The 20,376-nt window shown below is 36.7% G+C and carries 17 protein-coding genes; 10 read left to right on the top strand and 7 right to left on the bottom strand.

The annotated features are described in order from the left end of the window. The first annotated feature begins 153 nt into the window (after positions 1-153). Complete coding sequence (locus tag KO02_RS10775) at positions 154-2,811, top strand: DUF5916 domain-containing protein (RefSeq protein ID WP_038698220.1); 2,658 nt, start codon at positions 154-156, stop codon at positions 2,809-2,811. Positions 2,812-2,858: 47 nt separating this feature from the next. Here KO02_RS10775 and KO02_RS10780 read toward each other — a convergent pair whose 3' ends face one another. After that, positions 2,859-3,365: a GNAT family N-acetyltransferase gene (locus KO02_RS10780; RefSeq protein ID WP_038698221.1), complete on the bottom strand. Its 507-nt coding sequence runs from the start codon at positions 3,363-3,365 to the stop codon at positions 2,859-2,861. A 391-nt stretch (positions 3,366-3,756) separates the two neighbouring features. Between KO02_RS10780 and KO02_RS10785 the strand changes: the two genes are divergently transcribed. From KO02_RS10785 to KO02_RS10800, 4 genes are all read left to right on the top strand, one after another. Next, positions 3,757-4,923 carry an MFS transporter gene (locus tag KO02_RS10785; RefSeq protein ID WP_038698223.1) on the top strand — a complete coding sequence of 389 codons (1,167 nt, stop codon included), beginning with the start codon at positions 3,757-3,759 and terminating at the stop codon, positions 4,921-4,923. 425 nt (positions 4,924-5,348) lie between these two features. Further along, positions 5,349-5,822, top strand: a complete 474-nt coding sequence (locus KO02_RS10790; RefSeq protein ID WP_038698225.1) for a hypothetical protein — start codon at positions 5,349-5,351, stop codon at positions 5,820-5,822. A 90-nt stretch (positions 5,823-5,912) separates the two neighbouring features. Further along, on the top strand, positions 5,913-6,713 hold the full coding sequence (locus KO02_RS10795) for an SOS response-associated peptidase (protein ID WP_038698227.1): 801 nt from the start codon (positions 5,913-5,915) through the stop codon (positions 6,711-6,713). Between the two features lie 18 nt (positions 6,714-6,731). Further along, positions 6,732-7,466, top strand: a complete 735-nt coding sequence (locus KO02_RS10800) for a hypothetical protein (protein ID WP_038698229.1) — start codon at positions 6,732-6,734, stop codon at positions 7,464-7,466. Between the two features lie 199 nt (positions 7,467-7,665). Here KO02_RS10800 and KO02_RS10805 read toward each other — a convergent pair whose 3' ends face one another. The 3 genes from KO02_RS10805 to KO02_RS22755 all read right to left on the bottom strand — a co-directional run bounded on the left by KO02_RS10805 (position 7,666) and on the right by KO02_RS22755 (position 12,086). After that, the gene (locus KO02_RS10805) at positions 7,666-10,203 is read right to left on the bottom strand and encodes an outer membrane beta-barrel family protein (RefSeq protein ID WP_038698231.1); all 2,538 of its coding nucleotides are present in this window, start codon (positions 10,201-10,203) and stop codon (positions 7,666-7,668) included. A gap of 160 nt (positions 10,204-10,363) precedes the next feature. After that, on the bottom strand, positions 10,364-11,056 hold the full coding sequence (locus KO02_RS10810) for a LytR/AlgR family response regulator transcription factor (RefSeq protein WP_051959872.1): 693 nt from the start codon (positions 11,054-11,056) through the stop codon (positions 10,364-10,366). Further along, the gene (locus tag KO02_RS22755) at positions 11,046-12,086 is read right to left on the bottom strand and encodes a sensor histidine kinase (RefSeq protein WP_051959873.1); all 1,041 of its coding nucleotides are present in this window, start codon (positions 12,084-12,086) and stop codon (positions 11,046-11,048) included. The genes KO02_RS10810 and KO02_RS22755 overlap by 11 nt, the downstream gene beginning before the upstream one ends. 377 nt (positions 12,087-12,463) lie before the next feature. On the opposite strand from KO02_RS22755, the gene KO02_RS10820 reads away from it, so the two are divergent. Further along, complete coding sequence (locus tag KO02_RS10820; RefSeq protein ID WP_038698233.1) at positions 12,464-13,336, top strand: alpha/beta hydrolase; 873 nt, start codon at positions 12,464-12,466, stop codon at positions 13,334-13,336. Positions 13,337-13,536: 200 nt separating this feature from the next. On the opposite strand, the gene KO02_RS10825 is transcribed toward KO02_RS10820, so the two are convergent. Continuing rightward, a complete protein-coding gene (locus KO02_RS10825; RefSeq protein WP_200878634.1) occupies positions 13,537-14,100 on the bottom strand; it encodes a DUF1648 domain-containing protein in 564 nt (187 codons plus the stop codon). Positions 14,101-14,243: 143 nt separating this feature from the next. Here KO02_RS10825 and KO02_RS10830 point away from each other — a divergent pair, with 143 nt between their 5' ends. From KO02_RS10830 to KO02_RS10840, 3 genes are all read left to right on the top strand, one after another. Continuing rightward, a complete protein-coding gene (locus KO02_RS10830; protein ID WP_038698235.1) occupies positions 14,244-14,582 on the top strand; it encodes a cupin domain-containing protein in 339 nt (112 codons plus the stop codon). Between the two features lie 69 nt (positions 14,583-14,651). Beyond that, a complete protein-coding gene (locus KO02_RS10835) occupies positions 14,652-15,146 on the top strand; it encodes a GNAT family N-acetyltransferase (RefSeq protein ID WP_038698237.1) in 495 nt (164 codons plus the stop codon). 350 nt (positions 15,147-15,496) lie between these two features. Continuing rightward, entirely contained in the window at positions 15,497-17,281 is a 1,785-nt protein-coding gene (locus tag KO02_RS10840; RefSeq protein ID WP_144243304.1) for a DUF4091 domain-containing protein, read from the top strand. Positions 17,282-17,386: 105 nt separating this feature from the next. Here KO02_RS10840 and KO02_RS10845 read toward each other — a convergent pair whose 3' ends face one another. Continuing rightward, a complete protein-coding gene (locus tag KO02_RS10845; RefSeq protein ID WP_038698239.1) occupies positions 17,387-17,857 on the bottom strand; it encodes an SRPBCC family protein in 471 nt (156 codons plus the stop codon). A gap of 311 nt (positions 17,858-18,168) precedes the next feature. Next, on the bottom strand, positions 18,169-19,233 hold the full coding sequence (locus tag KO02_RS10850) for a 3-oxoacyl-ACP synthase III family protein (protein WP_038698241.1): 1,065 nt from the start codon (positions 19,231-19,233) through the stop codon (positions 18,169-18,171). Positions 19,234-19,590: 357 nt separating this feature from the next. On the opposite strand from KO02_RS10850, the gene KO02_RS10855 reads away from it, so the two are divergent. Continuing rightward, entirely contained in the window at positions 19,591-20,289 is a 699-nt protein-coding gene (locus KO02_RS10855; protein ID WP_051959874.1) for a formylglycine-generating enzyme family protein, read from the top strand. Positions 20,290-20,376 lie beyond the last annotated feature (87 nt).

Raw genomic sequence — 20,376 nt, forward strand, 5'->3', positions numbered from 1 at the left:
GTTAATAAAATTAAGCCCCATTTCTTACACTACTCGGTTTCTGACAAATGTTTGAAAATTTCAGATTGTTTTATTTTTTGTAACTTGGCTCAGATTAACTTATATATAATAACCAATATTATATAAACCGATACAAAAATAGTTGAATTATTTATGAAATACTATTGTTTACTGTCTGCTCTGATACTACATTCTTTATGTCAAGCACAGGAGGAAAGAAAAGAAGTAGTTTCTTTGGATAGCGCTTATAAAAGAGGGTATCATATTACAAAAATTGCCAATCAACAACCACGTATAGATGGTAAATTGGATGAGGATATATGGAATAATGTTGGCGAGTGGTCTGAGAAATTTTCTCAAGTTATTCCTTTCGAACGTGCACATACAGATTCATGGACGCGCATGAAGATATTTTATGACGATCAAAATGTGTATGTAGGTGTTTATTGTAAAGACAAACATCCTGAGACGATGAATTCTTTTATTGGCAATCGAGACGATAATACTAATGGAGATCTTATTAGCATTGCTTTCGATACTTACCATGATTATCGAGTTGCTTCAGAATTTAATATAAACCTCGGTGGAAACAAGACCGATCTTACCGTTACAGATAAACTCTCTGTCAATTTAAGTTGGAATACGGTGTGGGAGGGACGTACACATATTAACTTAGCAGATTCAAGTTGGACTGCCGAATTGCGAATTCCCTTTAGTCAATTGCGTTATAATCAGAAAAGTTCTGATGGTATCTGGGGTTTGCATGTCAGACGTATTATTCGTAGAAATAATGAAGTTCAGAACTGGAGCCTTATTCCAATCAAGAATAATGGGCATGTGTTTTCATTCGGTGAGATGAGCGGCATGACCGATTTGCCAAAACCAAGGGGAATAGAGTTTTTACCTTATACCATGAGCAAGTTTGTTAGAGATCCAAAGATTCCGAACAGTCCTTTTCAGAAAGGTAGCAAATGGCAGGCAACGGGGGGATTAGATGCAAAATTCGCGCTGAATGATTTCACCTTGGATATGACTATCAATCCAGACTATGGTCAGGTGGAGCTTGACCCATCAGTTATGAATCTGTCTGCATATGAGATTTTCTATGACGAGAAAAGACCCTTTTTCCTAGAAGGGAAACATATTTTGGAATTTGACAATAATGAGGATGGGATGATGTTTTATTCGCGCAGAATAGGTGCCATGCCCACCTACCGACCAAATGCTATTGACAATCTCAATAGTTATTCGAGCACAGCCAATCCTATCCCTATCCTAGGAGCTATGAAACTGACAGGTACAAATAGAAATGGGGTCACCGTTGGTTTCTTGGAGAGTGTTACAGCTGAAACGAGCTCAAAAGTGATGCGTAATGGTCAATCGGATAGAGAAGTGACAGAACCTCTTACCAATTATACAGTGGCTCGTGTGCAGAAAAATTGGGATGGTAATACTTTACTTGGTGGTATGGTGACCTCGGTTAATAGGAAGCTAGGGGAGAGGCATCTAGAAGAAATTATGGTAGACAATGCTTTTACTGCAGGAGTAGATTTTACGCAGTATTTCGCTAAAAGACTCTATTATGTCGATGCTAAGGGAATGTTTAGTACCCTACATGGCTCATCTGATGCAATTTTGCATACCAAGATGAATGCAACGCACTATTATCAACGTGAATCAGGGGCGAATTATTTGAACTTAGATCCCAATAAAAATAATTTACAAGGTACTGGTGGTTATGTTAAAATAGGAAAGAAAGGAAATGCACAATGGAATTTTGCACAAACTTTTAGTTGGTCATCACCAGGGTTTGACCTCAATAACGTCGGATATCTTCGTCAATCAGATTATAAATTTAATGAATCAGAGATTACATTTCGAAAAACGGATCCTTGGGGCCCCTTTCGTTTTGCAGGAATTAATTTGACGCAAAAAAATATGTGGAACTATGGTGGAAAGGCAATCAATAATGATATTGCACTTAGGTGGAGAAGCTTAAGTACCAAGCATCGAATAGAGATGGATGTCAAAGAAACATTCAACTGGAATACGATTGATAGCCGCCAGTTGAGAGGTGGACCAGATTTGCGCTATAATTCGAATATTGAGACAAATGTCGTCTTGAATTCGGATAGAGCTAAGCGGGTTGTTTATAAATTGGATTATAATGGAAGACATTATTTGGGACAAGAAACGGGATATAATACGATAAACCCCAGTATGATTTTCCGACTGGGTAATCATGTTCGCCTTACAGGTCAGCTCAATTACGCCTGGAATCAAGACAATCTGCAATATGTCAGCACTGCCTCTCCAGAAGTCCACCCAACTGATCCAGCAACTTATATCATGGGGCGGATGAAACAGCAAACCTATGGTATCACATTGAATATGCAACTCAATCTAACTCCCGATATTTCTATTCAATATTATGGTTCTCCTTTTACATCGGTTGCCAAATATGACCGATTTAAGCAAGCTGAAAATACAGATTCACGCGTATACAAAGATCGCTTTACCGAATTTACAACGGATGAAATCAGTTACAATGCTGGTCTTTATCAAGTCAATAAAGGTGGAACTCAACTGTCGTTTAATGATCCGAACTTTAGTTTTAATGAGTTTCGTTCCAACTTGGTGGCGCGATGGGAGTATCTTCCGGGTTCAACTTTATATCTTGTTTGGGAACATAATCGGTCCAATCGTGACGATATTTACCAAACCGGCTGGGGAAACAACCTAGACCGTATGTTTGGCCTACCCGCAAGCAACACATTTATGATGAAGTTCAATTACTGGCTCAATATGTAACAAAATTCCTTTCCCTATCCAATTGGATAGGGAAAGGAATTTTGCGACTATAATGCAATCTCAAATAAGCTAAAAGATCCCTCTTTGTAATGTTCTGGTAATTCAGCCGTCCATTCTACCATAGTCACCCCTTTAAAAGTAAAGCCACAATTGCTGTAATAATTGTTTATTTTTTCATTTCCACTATGCGTATCAAGTCTGATATATTTTTTATTAGTTGTAGCCGCATATTCTTTAGCCCATAAAACGATTTTTGTTACATACGAATTTCCCCTAAAAAGTGGGTTTGTAGCTATTCTGTGAATATAGATTGAGGAATCGTTCGCAGCTTCCTTCCATAAGACATCATCATTGAATGTGAGTAAAAATGTACAGGCTATAGCTTCCCCCTCTAAAATAACATAATGTCTATTTTCTCCAATCTCCTTTTGTATCTGGGATAATTCAAAACCCTTCCAACCTTTATTGCCCACTTGCAATTTATAAGCTGAGGCTTGTTCGTAAACTTGAAAGATTGCCGCAATATCGCTAGTCGTACTATTCCTTATATTCATTGTTTAATTTGAATTCTGATGCTCGTGGTATTTCTAATCTTATAGCATCATATGATGATTTTTAGCAAATATATTTATTTTTTCGTCTTTTGACTAAGTAGATTTCACTCATTTGGCAACTTAGGTTGCGTGGGAAATAAAAAATAAAAACTATCTTTTGATATTTAGTTGTTGTACAAGTTAATATCCATGTGCTCCCATCCATCTATATACCTAATTTTAATGTGATTATGGTTGTGCGATGAAGTTGTAAAACAACAGTTTCAAAAGGCGCAGGTAATAAATGCTTTAAATTGAATTACCTTCATACTTTTATTTTACAGAGTACGTGAAAATAAACATGATTTGATAGGCAAAGTTCTTAGGTTTGCTTATTGTAATAAAGTTTCAAATGTCAATAAATAAAGAGAATAAATGGATCATTCCTGTTATGGCTTTTTCAGCAGGAACCATAGTTGCCAATGTGTATTATAGCCAGCCCATTCTTAGGAATATAGCTGAAACCTTGGGGAAATCTGAAAGTGCTGTTGGTAAAATTTCTGTGCTGGCACAATTGGGATATGGTCTGGGTATGTTTTTTCTACTGCCTTTAGGTGATAAGTTAAATAGAAAAAAATTAATTTTATGTATTTGTCTTACCCTTATAGTGATGCTTTTAACGCTCGCTAATACCACAAATTACAGCCTCTTGCTTATCCTTAGTTTTGTAATTGGCGTATGTTCTACACCTGCACAGATTATCCTACCGATGTCCGCAGCCCTAGGTAAAGAAAATCGAGGTAAAAATGTCGGTATCGTATTTAGCGGAATCCTGTGTGGTATCTTAGGTTCACGGTTATTGAGTGGTTTATTGACAGACTTATGGGGTTGGCAGAGTGTGTTTATCAGTTCGGCGTTGCTTGTTTCAATAAGCAGTCTATTGTTGTTTTTTGTTTTACCGGAAGTACCCAGCAAATTTAAAGGTACTTATCTTGGGTTACTTAAATCTACAATCACATTAATAGGTAAATATAAAATCCTCAGACAAGCATCTTTACTTGGGGCCTTCACTTTTGGAGTGTTCTGTTCTTTTTGGACAACTTTAACTTTCCACCTTAGTGATGCTCCTTTTAATTTTCCAGCCTCTACAATCGGCCTTTTTGGTCTAATTGCCATAGGAGGGGCTTTAGTGGCTCCATACTTCGGAAAAATGGCCGATAAAGGTCAAGTGTTTAAAAACCTTTACCTCACAGTGGGTATGTTATTTTTAAGTATTTTGGTCATGTGGTTTTTCCCACATTCCATATGGGTTTTGATTATTGCTATCTTTTTTTTGGATATTGGCGTTCAGGCAACTCAGATCACAAATTTCACACGTATCTATTCTCTGGATGAGGAGGCGCATAGTCGGTTAAATACCGTATATATGACCACCTATTTTATTGGTGCAGGCACCGGAACATTCTTTGGTCTATTAAGCTGGACATTTGGAGGATGGAATCTAGCGCTCTCACAGATGCTTATCTGGAGCACTGCGGCTTTATTTGTTGTCTGGTTATCCAGTAAGAATAAACTTTAGAAGTAAGGCAATGTTCAACTTTATACTTTACGAATATTTTTGTAAAAATTCCCATTAATGAGAAAAATGTCGTATTATTGCAGAAGTAACGTTTGAAAATGTTTTTTTATCTATGTTCTTACCTCTCTATTGAAATATGATTTTTAAAGAGACATAATGTTGACAAGAATTGTTCTGACAATTGGTAAGTAAAGGATAAATTATTAATATGATAATACCAAAACCATTATAGAAAAGAATACCTTTTATCGCTATAGAATCTCATTTCTATAGCGATTCTTCTGTAAGATAGACTCGAAAACTAGTATAAAATTAATTGCAACCTCTGTTTGTTTATTATAATATAAATGAATTTATATTTCCAATTTTGTTAAGCAAAAATTTGTCTAAGTTCACTAACTTTGTATCAATAAGACAAGTCCATCATGTTGTACAATCCATTCGAGCAACTTAGCCATAGCAGCTTTCAAGAACTCTTGGATAAAGGCTATCGTGACTTTGTGCTACAGCGATTTGAATGGCCAGATATCAGTAAAGGCTCCGGCTTTTTATTGTCTCCATACTGGAAGACAGAAGAGGCTCAAGAACATGCTGCACAGTTAAATTCTAAAGAAGGTAAGGCCGTCAGTATACCAGCAGATACCCTGCGTATACATCAATTGTTAGCGTCGAATTCCAGTTATCGCATCTTCATCAACCGCTTTTACGAAGAGAGGTGGAACAAACGAATGTTGCTCATGTATGAAAACAAGATCATCAACTATCTTCGGAGTAAAACTACCTTCAAACGCAAAGATCCTATAGATATCCTATTTACTCTGGAGCACGGGCGTGTATGGGCAATCATCAGCAATGGAAATACTAAAAAGAAAGTCAGCGCCATTGAACTCCTATCTTAGCGACCTAAGATCTATTATTTCTGCAAACAACTTGATTACTTCAAGTGTTTAAAATCAAACAACTTAACATATTACATATAAACAATCACTATGTGCTGGGACATATCATTACATACAGACATCGAAATTGTCAAGAAAACCTTTTCCAAACTACGAGACGAACGTAAGAAAGTCGATTATGATTATCGTTATTTTGAAAATGTGCAGGCTATTACCTTCCCTGGTTATCCCATAATATATAAAGATAAGGAAAGCCAGAATCTTGGTCTTGTCGAAATGGAGTGGGGTGTATTGCCTACCTATATTCAAGATCCTAAGGAGCAGGACGACCGAAGGCGCAGTATGGTCAATATCCGTAGCGAACGCATTTTTGCCGATGGCAAGTCTTACTGGCATCGCCTGAAAGACCAGCGCTGTCTTATTCCCGTTTCCGGTACCTTTGAACATCGGAAGGTACATGGATGGAAAAAGAAAGTACCGTATTACATCAAGGATAAAAACCGAGAAATTTTCTATATTCCAGGGTTATATCAGTGGCATGAATCCGTTGACCAAGATGGCAGATCTCAGAAAGTAGGCAGCTTTGGTATGTTGACTCGAGAGGCCAATACCATCATGGGCCATATTCACAATGATGGTCCCAACAAAGGACGTATGCCGCTTTTTCTAACTCCGGAATTAGAACAAAAGTGGCTATCTGCTACCGATGACGAAAATCTGACACCAATATTCAACTATGAAGTCCCAGATTTATCACTCGAGTGTTACCCAGTGTATACATTGAGAGGATTCCCAAATAGACCCGATGGCAAATTGCGGTATGATCCTTACCCATGGTCCGGTTTACCACTATTGGGACAGGATGGACCCACTCAGCTAAGTTTTTTTTAATGTCAAAATAATCACACCATGAAGTTCGTCTCTTTAACCCTAACCGTTTTGCTAGACCTGAAGTCTAAAGGATACAATATATTGACTTCTAGAAATAACGTCGGTGATGAAAATCCAAGCTACTATCCGATTAAGGTACCTGATGTCCGGGAGTATCTGCTACGCTTGGATTGCAGAGCAATGATTGCAGCCTTTCAAGAGCCAGCCATCTTGGTAATCGAAGACGTTCTCAATAATTCAGATGATGGGACGATTGAAGGACAAGTGTTTATCGAAGACGACTATCAACAAAGGTTAGAGCAGAGGCTTCAGCTCTATAACCAGTACTATCAGTTTATCGCAAATCCCGAGGTATACGATTTCTCATTCGATCCACAGGGCGTACTGATACGCAATCATGCCGTGCATACCGGTGATCACGCTATGTATCTGGAATATTTGCAATTGCATTATCCCGACCATGTCAGTTCGGGAATGCAAGACTTAGAAGACCTTACACGGTCTTTAATCTGTTTAGATACCGCCCAAGCCTGTGATTGGTTTTTGACACATAGAGTTGCAGTCATTGAGTCAGACATTTGGTTCTGTGATGAAGACGCTATCTTAAAAGTTCTGGACGTGCAACAAGCGGATTACGTCTGGCACATTTCGGATGATACTGAAGAACTTATCTATAGCCAGATAACACCACAAGATATTCTACCATTGCGAGATCTCTTTTGGATTGACCCTAGAATACGAAAAAAAATGTAATGAAAACACTTCCCCTAATTTCATTTTACATTATGGCTGATAACGGGATATATTGTTACAGTTAATAGGAATGGTAACAAAATATAATTGGAGTTTATGTACCATCCTAGTACTGGTAGTAAATGAAACAACGGCGGAGAAAGGTTTTAAGCTTTTCCGCCGTTGTTTTTTGGCCTCAGTTTAATCAACTCCGAATAGGTTATTGCATCTGCAAACCTTCCATTGAGTTTTGATTTTTGTTTTTCTTGAATATATTCATGTCCATTTTCCCAAAACGGTATGATAAGTTTAATTTGACAAGTTGAGGATTGGAGATACGGTAATAGGTTTGGGAAAATCCCTCTCCAGCAGATACAATTGTGTTACCTCGGGTTCTAAAAATATCATTTACTGCTAGTGTTACTGAAGCAGCTTGATTCTTCAAGAAACTTTTCTTGATTGCAAGGTCAACTCCATAAAACGGTTTGATGTAGCCCTGTGAAGAGCTTTGAGCTTGATTCATAGGCGGACCGAAAGTTTGACCTTGGGTTACCGGCATATTCGTTTTGCCTTGATATTCAAAAGCAAGCTGTAGATTCCAATTGTTTTTAATATTGAAGGTATTGTTTAATTTTCCAAAAACCGTCCACATACCTTCGGCCGGAGTACTGTCATCAACCTCTATTTTTGAATTGTAAAAGTTAAGGTCTGCTGTCATATCCCACCATTTTTTCAGGCTGTTGGTATAGGTAAATTCCGCTCCATAGTTTTGGCTTGAATTGGCATTGATATAGGTATTGATGAAATCCATTTTATCTGTGATCGGGTTTAGCTCCTGTGTCAGATAGCGTGTAATCAGATTGTTCGTTTTTTTGTAATAAACTGAAACAAGAAAAGTTCCTTTGCCATGCGTTCTGCTATAAGAAAGTTCTCCTGAAGTCGTAAATTCTGGGACCAGGTCTGCATTACCACGGGTGATGTTTAAACTATCGGTATAATCAATAAAAGGAATCATTTGAAAAAAATTGGGACGGTTCACACGACGTGTTACACTCATCTGAACTTGATCTTTCTCCGATAGCTTCTTGCTTAAGAACAGAGATGGAAATAAGCTAAGTGGGTAACGATTATGGAATTTCTCATTTGTGTTCAAAAGTTCTCCGTCATAAGTAGAACTTTCTGCGCGGACACCAATTTTGTAAGACACCCAATCTTTTAGATTTCCACCTAGCGAAACATATGCTGCATAAACGCTATTTTTACTATCGTAATTGGCAGATGCTGATGAAATATTTTCAAAATGATCTTGGCCTACTGCTTTTAGGGAATTGTTATTCAGGTTTTTTAAATTATTAATCTGAGCGCGCAAACCAGTTTCCAACTTCATCCCATTTTGAAATGGTTTGACATAATCCGTTTGAATCGTCATAAATTGATTTTCACCAGAACCGATATTTTCTTGAACCTGTGTGCCTGTGATTTGATTTATATCATTTAAGTAATTGGTGCTATAACGACCTTTGGAATTATTCTGTCCACCAAAATAATTAAAGTCAACCGTAAATTCTTCTCCTTCTGTTTTGAATTTCTGTACTAAACCAGCTTGCAAGCCTCTCGGTTTAAAGCTTCGCTCCGAATCTGAGATTCTTTGGCTTAATGATGTGTTTCCACCAGTCTGTGTCGATATCAGTGTGTTTTCGTTTGGAGTAAATTTTCCTTCAACCAATATTCCTGCTATTGAGACCGAAGTACGGGGACTAAAATCATAGTCTACCCCAAGTCTTCCAAAAGTGATCATCCCCTTTGTTTTACCTTCAATATCTTGATCTACACTCGAATTTATGCCGTTGATACTGCTCGTTCTATGGCTGTCACCTTCGGAGTTTGTACGCATACGCATGTTCATTCCTGTCAATGATATATTTAATTTATCTTGACGCGCATTTAGGCTACCCATAAAATTGGTTCCGCCAAATCGGTCTCCTCCGGCAGTAACCATACCATTGTAACCAGTTTTTTTATTTTTTTTGAGAATAATATTTATAATTCCAGCCATGCTTCCAGAAGCATCATATTTAGCAGAAGGATTGGTGATAATTTCGACCTTCTCGATGACGTCGGCCGGTATTTGGTCGGGTGTAAGCGTTGTTGGCTTTCCGTCTACGAAAATCGTTGGAGCGGCATTTCTGAGTTTGACATTACCATCGATATCGACCTGTACAGATGGCATATTACGAAACACATCGATAGCTGTACCGCCTGTAGCTACGATATTCTTTTCTACATTGAATACTTTTTTGTCAATGTCCATTTCTAGCAATGCCTTACGCCCAGTAACAATTACTTCATCCAGTTTCCGATTATCGTTTTCTAGTGTTATAGCACCTAAATCTTTTTCCGAAATTTTGTTATCTGTACCATATTCAACAGGTAAGTCAATTGCTGTATAACCAATTGAGCTTATTCTTAGCTTCCATTTGTCGCTGGTTGACACATTTGAAAAACTAAATTTCCCGTCTTCCCGTGTACTTGTGCTTTTTAATAATACCTCTCTTTGTTTACCTGTAGCGTTATCATTAATTACTTGAAGGAGATTGATAGAAGCTTGTGCAATAGGTTTTCCTTGATTGTTTACAATTTGACCTAAGAGCCTGCCCTCAGAAATGGTGATATCACTTGAACGATTACTCGATGGAGTTTGGGCATGTAGCGTAGGGATAGCCGTTGCCAAAATAACTGCAGATATGTATCTTTTCATTTTTTCTTTTATCGATTTATTCGGTTATCCACTTTAAGATGGACCGATAGAAAGCAAATTTGAAAAATATTCTTAATCTACACAATCATCTGTAGACGGACAGCGTGTATGTGTAGACGAATGCGATTATTGTGGTTGAAAAGGGCAGCCTAAAGCTTTACTATAAATGGAAAAGTTCGATGTTTCGGATATATTTCTTACCTATTGGCAATGCTGTTTTAGACAATGTGAGTTTAGTTTGAGTCACATTTTCAATCCTATTTTTGTTGACGATAAAGGAATTGTGGATTCTTAAGAAATCGGTTTTAGGGAGTATCTTTTCCATACCCCGTAGGTTGCTCCGTGTGAGAAGAGGAATATCCCGGTTTATTAAATAGATTTTAACGTAGTCCTTAAGACCTTCAATATAACTGATTTCATTGAGTAATATTTTTATCTTTTTGTATTCAACATTGACAACAATATGATCGTCCACAGGTAATTGTTTTGCACGCATCATCATGATATCTTCCACCTTTCTAATGGCACTTGTCAATCGTTCCTTGGAAATGGGCTTCAATAGATAATCGACTGCATTTAACTCAAATCCTTCCACAGCGTATTGATGATAAGCAGTGGTGAAAATAAACAATGGGGGTTCTTCAAGTTCGCGGATAAATTGTGTCCCCAATTTTTCGGGCATCTGTATATCCAAAAAAATCAAGTCTACGGGGTGATTTTTTAAAAAATCGTTAACATCAGTTGGAGCATTGAATTTGCGTAGTATTTCGATATTATCAAAACCCAGCAAATCGTCTTCCAAGATGTTCAGTGCAAACGGTTCGTCGTCGATAAGTATACATTTAATCTTCATCGGTTGTCAGTTTGAGTATTACTTTGAAATATCCATCATCAGTGCTTTGGATAGAAAGGTTGTGCCTATTCGGATAGAGTAATTGTAAACGTCTCCGTACATTTGTCAATCCGATGCCTTCACTTGCTCGTGGTTCATTGTACACCAATATCCTGTTACGGGATGTAAAGGCTATCCCACCCGTTATCTCTACAAATTCAAACGTTATCTCTGGAGCGGTTTTGCTATCCACCCCATATTTAAATGCATTTTCTACGAAATGAATAAACAATAAAGGTGGTATCATTCTATTTTTTAGATCATTTTCAATTTTGAGATTTACGTTACCCGCTATAGGTAGGCGTAAGGTCTGTAGAGCAATGAAATTTCGCATATGCTCGATTTCCTTAAATAGTTCTACTTGTGGGCCATCAACTTCATAGAGAATATACCGTAATATTTCGGATAGTTTGATTATTGTGCTTTCAGAATCTGGCGATTGCTTACGAATCAACCAGCGAATGTTGTTGAGCGTATTGAATAAAAAGTGGGGACTGATCTGAAGTTTAAGAATTGTTAGTTCAGCTTTTGTTTTTTCCAATGCAATCTGTTTGTTCAGTTCCTTTTGCCTTGCCTGTTCGTCATAAAGAAAAATCATCGAAGAGGTAATCATACAAAGAGAATAAATAATGCCTGGCCCTATTACAAGACGTACAAATAGTATGTTTTCCTTTGTGAAATGGGTCAATTCGCCATTAGGGTTAAAGTATACGATAGCATAGTTTAGTGCCACATAGGCTATAAAACCTAGAAAAATCAACAGCTTAAAAGTTTTTTGACGACCAAAGAAATATTTTGGTGCCACATAATAGCATAGTAGGTAAAAATTGGACGCTAGAAATATAATGTTTGCAAGGTGAGATAATGCAGAGTAGGGTTTAAAATCCGCTATCTTATCTGGTTGATAGAGATAGGTAATAAAAGGCAAAAACAATAGTATGGTCCAGATAACTATATGCAAATAGAATTTTCTAAAGAATCTACCAATCATGATATTTATTTTAACTAGTGTATACAAGGACCATGTCAAAAATATAAAAATATTTGACACTTTTTCGGAAATACCCTCAAAAGAGTTCTCTTAGCATAGATGGAAAAATCAAGGTAATCCGTATAGGTTTCGTACCATCTCAAAAGTTAGTTGTTCTAAAAGATAGGGTATGACTGTAAGGTATGTAGCAATTGTACGTTTTCAAAGTAAATTAAACATTTTAATGGAAAGATTTTTTTTAACTGATTATTCTCTGTCGCTTAGACAATTTAACTATCTTTAATAGTTATAAAAATTGTATCTATAGAGAGGATGTTACATCTTGTATCAATATCAGATTTTCGTAAACAATAAAATATTCCTAAAACCTAATCACTATGAAAAGAAATTTATCTTTAATTTTTGTTTTATTAACCCTATTTGCATGGACTGCTACCTTTAGTCAAACAACAGGAAAAGTCTTTGATAACCTAAGCTTACACAGTAAAATACTTCATGGAGAACGGAAGTTTTCAGTTTATTTACCCCCCGACTATGAAAACTCTTCAAGGAGTTACCCTGTCCTATACTTATTACATGGTGCCGGTGATGATCATACTGGATGGGTTCAATTTGGCGAAGTGCTTCACATAACCGATAAAGCGATTAAAGAGGGGAAAGCAACCCCTATGATTATCATTATGCCAGATGCCAATTCCGGACAGAGGGGCTATTTTAATTCCTTAGCAGGTGATTGGAATTACGAAGACTTCTTTTTTCAAGAACTAATGCCTTATGTTGAAAAAACATACCGTACAAAGGCTGAAAAAAAATATAGAGCGATAGCCGGATTGTCCATGGGCGGTGGGGGCTCATTTATATATGCATTGCACCATCCCGAACTTTTTTCTTCAGCCTGTCCCTTAAGTGCTTACGTAGGTCCATTATCATTAGAGGAGGCGAAAAGTCGGTTTGTTGACGCTAAATCAACAGCATCTGATGGAGATATCCTAGCATACTATAAAAAACATAATGTGCTATCACTGCTTGAAGAAATTCCTGAGGACAAGAAGAATGCGGTACGGTGGTATATCGATTGTGGAGATGATGATTTCTTATATGAAGGAAATAGTTTGGTTCATATTGCTATGAAAAAGAAAGAAATCCCCCATGAATTCCGAATTCGAGATGGTGCACATACATGGACGTATTGGAGAGATTCTTTACCAGAAGTACTATCTTTTATTACCAAGGAGTTTCATCAATACTAGAAATGATACTATCAAGATGCTTTCTTCTCGTTTCTTATTGAGAAATTCTAAATATTATATATTATAAAAAACTGTTATTTACACTTAGCGTAAGGTGTCGTTGAATTTTTTATAAAAAGCCCTCTATAATATGAAGTGCTCCCAAAAAGTTAGACACTTATTGGGGGCATTTTTTAATCATTATAAACACTGAGATTAGGTTAATTATCAGGTATATCTTCTGTAAATTTCTTTATCCTATTAGATTTAATGGTGAAATAGATCATTGGAATAATAATGAGACACAAGGTTAATGGTAACATCCATATCCCAAGTTTGGCACTGTTATCCTCCGAGATTTGAATTGTTTTAAACAAAATCAGACCAAAGGTGAACACGATTACCAATTTCAAACACCTGAGCATTCTGGTTGCATTGGTATATTGTTTTAAGGCATCTTTTTCCATTATAGTGGTGGGATAGTTGAAGATATGTGGAAACTTGTTCAAAATCGTTAATACAATAAATAAAATAGACGAAATAAGAGGTAACGTAATAATAGCGCTCTTTTTTCCAAATCCGTCAGCTTCTCCCAATATGTTGTAATGGATTGGAATACGATCAGGCAATGTGCCATATTTATTTAACGTTAATAACCACATACCTAGCACAAGGATCCAACCTAGTATTTCGCATGTTAAATCAATAGATGTAAGGTGAATTTTTACTCGTGGCCTATCTTGCATTTGTTCTGTACTAAACTGCAATTTAATGAAATCCAACATTAAAAACAAAAATGCTCGTTCTAGAGATATTTTTCAAACACATTAAATAAAATGGTTTTAAATTCCTTTTTTTGACCGATTCCTTTCTATATTAGATAAAAATAAGGTCAATTGATCCGCTCATACAGATAGCAATTACAAATATGGAAAATGAATTATTTCACTTTGAAAATCAAAATGATTGGGAAGTTGTAGGAAAAGGAGTAAAAAGACAGATTGCAGTACATAGTCCAGTCATGATGCTGACTAAAGTAAAGTTTGAAAAAGGTGCAACAGGTGAACTACATCGACATCCGCAAACCCAAATTTCTTACGTTAAATCTGGAGTTTTTCATTATGTAATTGATGATATTATGCATGTACTTCACGGAGGTGACAGTTGCATTATTCCTAGTAATGCTTTGCACGGCTGTGAATGCATAGTTGCAGGAGAACTTATTGACACATTCAATCCTGTTCGAGAAGATTTTCTTATAAAATAGTATCTTTAATCCTATTGTTTTAAAATTTCTACACCCATGTTTAACCAATATTATATAAATTAAAATCGAATGAACTTAATATTAGAGAAGTATGTAGCAATTGATTATGATATTTTTAAAGGGTTGGTCATGAACGATGAAATTATGAAATATATCTCGGGAAATGCATGGACAGAGCATCAGGCGAGAGAAAAATTCGATGTTATTCTTGCTACTAATAATAGCGAAGACGGGTTAGGATATTTTAAGGTATTTAATCAAGAAGGTGATTTTGTAGGCTATTGCAAATTAGAACGCTACAAGCAGGACGATTCAATACTTGAAATCGGTTATGTTTTAAAGAAAGAGTTTTGGAGTATGGGAATTGGATCGGCAATATGTCAAGTAGTCCTAGACCGAGCAGATAAATTATTTCCTGCCGTGGATATTATAGGAATCATAGACCCAGAAAATCTAGCGTCAAAAAAAATACTAGAGAAATTTGGTTTTGAACGTAGTTTTCTAGGAATAGAAAATGACTTACCAACCGAAAAATTGACACTAAAAAAGTTTCATACCATTTAATCTCTTTTTTCACATCATCCATTCCGTTTGCCTCCTGACTGAGTCGTAGGAAACGGTTGAATCAAAGCAATTAAGGAGCATTTTTTATTAGTGATATCAAAAAAATAGAAAGCACCCATTCTCATAAAAGTTAGCTTTCGGGTAATGAGTTTGATATCAATTGCTTAATAGAATTTTCCTTTCTTGAAATTAAAGCAAACGTTTGTTTTAGTTTAGCATTTGTATACATCTAGAAATTTAAGTAGTTTGGTTTCATATTGCGGAAATATGTTAAGTGCAGACTTTTATCATTCATGTTTCTAAAACACAAGGATATTCCAGATCTCAATTGAAAACCAAGTCAAATAAATATGAATTTTAAGAATACTACTTTAGCGTCAGCTCTTCTTGTTGGGGCGCTATGGAGTGTACAACCTGTTAAGGCGCAAACACCAGCCTTCGAGATGGTAAACTTCCAAGAAATGGCCGACCCAACGAAAGACGCGTTGGCTGATTGGTCTAATGTAAAGAAAGGCCTACATAGCTCATTTGTAACTATTGATAAACGCTATGCTAAGTCGCTAGTTCCTGATATAAATAAAAAATCAATTGATGCGTTAACCGGTTGGCGTGGAGAACGTGTTTCGGCACAAATATTACTATGGACGAAAGAAGCTGCGCCAGATGTGACCGTAACGGTAACTGATTTTAAAGGAGCAAATAGCACCAAAATGCCCGCTAGCATAGCTTCAGCACGTTTCGTTCGTTACGTGATGACCGATGAATTTGCAGCTGGATGTGGATACCGTAAGAAAGAAGATTTTGCAGCGTCACTGTCTCCAGATATGTTAGACGACCTAACATCTTTAGATTTGGAAGCGAGCAAGGCGCGTCCAGTTTGGTTAACTGTAAAAATCCCAAGTGATGCCAAAGCAGGGGAATACCAAGCTAACGTACGCATCGAGAGCAAAGGAAAGGTTGTCGATCAATTAACTTTGAAAGTTAGGGTTTTAGAAAACGTATTGCCTAAGCCAAGCGAGTGGATCTTCCACTTGGATCAATGGCAACATCCATCCGCTGTAGCACGCGTGAATGGTTTAGAGATGTGGAGTGATGCACACTTTGAAGCGATGAAGCCTGTTATGAAGATGTTGGCCGATGCTGGACAGAAAGTAATCACGACGACCATGAATAAAGACCCATGGAATGTGCAGACTTATGATCCCTATGCAGATATGATTCTATGGAACAAAAATGCAGATGGTACTTGGGCTTATGATTATAAAGTGTTCGACCGTTGGGTGCAGTTTATGATGGACCTAGGCGTAACTAAGATGATTAATATGTATTCAATTGTGCCTTGGAACAATGAGGTGCACTATCGCGATGTAGCCAAGAATGAAGTCGTCAATGTCGTTGCCAAGCCAGGGACTCCTGAGTTTGAAGAGCTATGGACACCGTTCTTGAAAGATCTTGTGAAGCATTTGGATTCAAAGGGCTGGCTAGAAATTACAAACATCGCTATGGATGAACGCACAAAAGAAGAAGTAGATGGAGCGCTGTCACTTTTGAAGAAAGTAGCACCAGTTTTGGGTGTTTCTTACGCGGATAATCAAAAGACTTATCAGCGCTATCCAGACAGTAAAGATATCAGTATTGCGGCAAATCATCCCTTCTCGCATGAAGATTTGCTAGATCGTAAAAAGAGGGGGTTGATTACCACATTTTACGTGTATTGTGGTAATGATTTCCCAAATCAGTTTACATTCTCCGATCCTGCAGAGTCTGCTTATATGGGATGGTATGCTGAGGCGGCTGACTTTGATGGCTTATTACATTGGGCATTCAACTCATGGGTCGAAAACCCAATTTTAGATTCACGTTTCCGTACTTGGCCAGCAGGCGATACCTATATCGTGTATCCGAATGGCAGGAGTTCGATTCGTTATGAAAGAACCTTGGAAGGGGTACAGGATTACGAAAAAGTTCAGATTGTAAAGAAAGCGCTAAAAAAGAAGGGTATGGTCGAGGATTTGAAACGTTTTGAAGCAGCTATCCAGAAGTTGAATAGTGCCGAAAGAACGAAAGTTTGGAATACAAATCTAAACGAAGCGAAGGCATTACTACAAGAACTGTCGATAAAGATCGCGAGCTAAATAAAAATAAGCAAGGCAGTATTTAAAGCGCTTTGCTAAACGGATTTGCAGCTCTCCGAAAAAGTTATTTTAGGAGAGCTGTTTTTTATGTTTAAGTTCACGTATTTAAATCACCATTTTCCATTTGTCACTTTCGGCATATTCTTTAATTATATTATTTCGCACAGTACGAAATTGCGTCAGGTAATCCGTTAAGATGAAGTGATTGAATAAGCGTCCAAATATTCCAAAAGGTGATTGAAATTCAAAGATATCTTTCATGATTACCTTTTCACCAACCTGTTCAAATATATGCTCGTGGTAAAGAGATGTAAATGCACCTTTTACTTGTTCATCAACAAAGTAATGTGGGCTGTCAAACGCCGTTATTTTTGAAGTTAGTTTTTGCCTTATACCAAAGTGAGTGGCCTGCCAAGTCACTAATTCATTAAGACCTATCAGTCCTGTAGTTCTACCATCAATAGCATGTTCATTTGTTCTCGAAGTTGAAATTGTGTGCAGGTCAATACTTCTAGCGAGGTCAAAACAGATGTTTATTGGCGCATCTATTTCAGTTATAATTTCAATACTCGGCATTTATTTTTTTTCATTAGTAATTTACACTGTTCTCCGTTATTTCAAATGTATCGATTTTTTTAAAAATCAAAAGGGCCTAATTTTCATTAGACCCTTTATCTTGGCGTTTAACCGTACAGTAATTTATGTTTCTTATCGTTTCCTCTTTTTTGTTTCGTATCCAAAGTTTTTGAAGACATTTGGATTTTTTACCGTACTACGTCATTTATCTTTTCATACTAAAAGCAAAATTTGTTATCGTTTTCTATATTAAGAACACCTGTCATTCATAAAAGTTCATTTTTTTTTAAAATATTTGATGATTTATTTTATTACCATCTGTATGTGATTGCATTTATATTCATTCCCGCACCGACAGATGCAAACATAACTAAATCTCCAGGAGCTAGCTTATAAGAACTTATTTCTCCATTTAGAACCTGATGCAATAAGGTTGGGATTGTAGCCACCGAATTATTTCCCATTTCAGAGATATTCATCGGCATAATATTTTCTGGAAGTTCTTTGCGTCCATAGAGTTCGTAAAATCTTTTAACGATAGCTTCATCCATCTTTTCATTAGCTTGATGAAGAAAGATCATTTTAAGGTCATCGATACTTTCTCCGCTATGATCTAAACATTCTTTCATGGATTGTGGTACGTATTTAAGTGCATATTCATATACTTTACGCCCCTTCATTTTGATATAACGAGGTTCAGTCTCATCACCCTGATTGGTTCCGAAAGAGTATATATATTCCAGTTCAATATCCGTATCCGATCTGAGTATTTTATTAATAATTCCACTATCATCAGACACGTTGCTTTGTATGATACATGCACCGGCGCCATCCGAAAATATCATACTGTCTCTATCTGTCGAATCGAGTACCCGCGATAGCGTCTCCGTTCCAATAACAAGACATGTTTTTGCAGCTCCCGATTTGATTGCCATATCGGCTTGGATAAGCCCCTGTAACCATCCTGGACAGCCAAATATAATGTCATATGGAATACAATTTACGTTCTTGATTTTCAAATTATGCTTTATCCTAGCGGCAAGCGAAGGAACCATATCCCTTGGAGCTCCTGGATATTTCATGTCTCCGTAGTTATGTGCAACAATAATGAAATCAATCGATTCACGTTCTACCTGGGCATTTGCTATAGCTTCTTCCGCCGCCAGGGTTCCCATCTCCGAAGCTGTCATTCCTTCTGGCGCGTACCATCTATTTTCAATTCCGGTAATTGCCTTGAATTTTCGAATAATTGTTTCAGCAGATTGCTCGATTGCTATTTGGTCCGGGCCAAAGAATGTATGGTTTAGAAAATACTCGTTTGATATTTTTCGTGAGGGTATGTGGGCCCCGGTACCTATTATTTTTGATTTTAACATATGAAAATACTGGTTTTGACTAGCTTAAATATTGATATGATAAAGAATAACAACTACACCAATACATTGGTGTAGTATGATTTTCTTGGTTAACTTAGTTTTACTTATGATAATGAGCATATTACTAATATACTTTTAAGTATATCAAATTACACAAACAAGTTTATAAAAAGAAGTCATCTAAGAAGTTTATTGTTTTAAATAAACTTCTTAGCTATATTTTGACCATTAGAGGAGATTATCTAAGAATACCAAAATTTCACATTTCTGGAAAATTCACAAAACAATAAACATTTTTTTATAAATTGAACCTTTATAGTGATATGTTAGGAATTTTATAGAATCTCTTTGATATAGATGAATTTGAATAGGACAGAGGTTTCGTTATTAAATACGATCAGCGAACTAATGGTTGAAATACCAAAAGGAAAGGTTCATTTGCGAGATGATCGGACAAAAGTACAATGGTGTGTAGAGATAGATCCATTTTTACTTTCCAAATATCCTGTTACCCAGGATTTATATATTGAAGTAACAATGGAAAATCCAAGCACCTTTCAAGAAAGCAAACGGCCAGTAGAAACAGTCACTTGGAAAGAGGCCGTAAATTTTTGCAATAAACTTTCAATCCAAACAGGATTGAATCCCTGTTATGTCATTCCGGAAAACAATGGAGATATAACATTTGATAATACAGCCGACGGATTTCGTTTGCCAACAGAAGCAGAATGGGAGTATGCCTGTAAAGCAGGAACAAGCGAAATAAGATATGGCGAGCTTGATTTAATAGCTTGGTATAAAAATAATGCTCGAAATACGACACAAGTGGTAGGCCAGAAGAAACCTAATGCTTGGGGACTTTTTGACATGTTGGGTAATGTTTGGGAGTGGTGTACCGATCTATATGACACTGAAGTGTACGGTTCATACCGTATATTCCGCGGCGGTGGTTTTTGTGATCAAGAGAGAAGCGTTATGGCCACGACTAGAAGAAGGAGCCATCCTTTAAAATTCAAGATTGAAGACCTTGGATTCAGAATTGCGAAAAATAAATAGAATGAGGATAAAGCTATGTGGTGATAAATTACCCGTAAAAAATTTACCTAAATCATGAAAACAATAAAAGCCATTCTTCATAGAATG

This window comes from Sphingobacterium sp. ML3W, assembly GCF_000747525.1.
Lineage (GTDB): Bacteria > Bacteroidota > Bacteroidia > Sphingobacteriales > Sphingobacteriaceae > Sphingobacterium.

Excerpts from the sequence above, each read along its gene's own strand:
- KO02_RS10840 (WP_144243304.1), top strand. The coding sequence starts at position 15,497 with ATGAATTTTAAGAATACTACTTTAGCGTCAGCTCTTCTTGTTGGGGCG.
- KO02_RS10795 (WP_038698227.1), top strand. The coding sequence starts at position 5,913 with ATGTGCTGGGACATATCATTACATACAGACATCGAAATTGTCAAGAAA.
- KO02_RS10800 (WP_038698229.1), top strand. The coding sequence starts at position 6,732 with ATGAAGTTCGTCTCTTTAACCCTAACCGTTTTGCTAGACCTGAAGTCT.
- KO02_RS10855 (WP_051959874.1), top strand. The coding sequence starts at position 19,591 with ATGAATTTGAATAGGACAGAGGTTTCGTTATTAAATACGATCAGCGAA.
- KO02_RS10805 (WP_038698231.1), bottom strand. The coding sequence starts at position 10,203 with ATGAAAAGATACATATCTGCAGTTATTTTGGCAACGGCTATCCCTACG.
- KO02_RS10810 (WP_051959872.1), bottom strand. The coding sequence starts at position 11,056 with ATGAAGATTAAATGTATACTTATCGACGACGAACCGTTTGCACTGAAC.
- KO02_RS10830 (WP_038698235.1), top strand. The coding sequence starts at position 14,244 with ATGGAAAATGAATTATTTCACTTTGAAAATCAAAATGATTGGGAAGTT.
- KO02_RS10845 (WP_038698239.1), bottom strand. The coding sequence starts at position 17,857 with ATGCCGAGTATTGAAATTATAACTGAAATAGATGCGCCAATAAACATC.
- KO02_RS10850 (WP_038698241.1), bottom strand. The coding sequence starts at position 19,233 with ATGTTAAAATCAAAAATAATAGGTACCGGGGCCCACATACCCTCACGA.
- KO02_RS10775 (WP_038698220.1), top strand. The coding sequence starts at position 154 with ATGAAATACTATTGTTTACTGTCTGCTCTGATACTACATTCTTTATGT.
- KO02_RS10820 (WP_038698233.1), top strand. The coding sequence starts at position 12,464 with ATGAAAAGAAATTTATCTTTAATTTTTGTTTTATTAACCCTATTTGCA.
- KO02_RS22755 (WP_051959873.1), bottom strand. The coding sequence starts at position 12,086 with ATGATTGGTAGATTCTTTAGAAAATTCTATTTGCATATAGTTATCTGG.
- KO02_RS10785 (WP_038698223.1), top strand. The coding sequence starts at position 3,757 with ATGTCAATAAATAAAGAGAATAAATGGATCATTCCTGTTATGGCTTTT.
- KO02_RS10780 (WP_038698221.1), bottom strand. The coding sequence starts at position 3,365 with ATGAATATAAGGAATAGTACGACTAGCGATATTGCGGCAATCTTTCAA.
- KO02_RS10825 (WP_200878634.1), bottom strand. The coding sequence starts at position 14,100 with ATGTTGGATTTCATTAAATTGCAGTTTAGTACAGAACAAATGCAAGAT.
- KO02_RS10790 (WP_038698225.1), top strand. The coding sequence starts at position 5,349 with ATGTTGTACAATCCATTCGAGCAACTTAGCCATAGCAGCTTTCAAGAA.
- KO02_RS10835 (WP_038698237.1), top strand. The coding sequence starts at position 14,652 with ATGAACTTAATATTAGAGAAGTATGTAGCAATTGATTATGATATTTTT.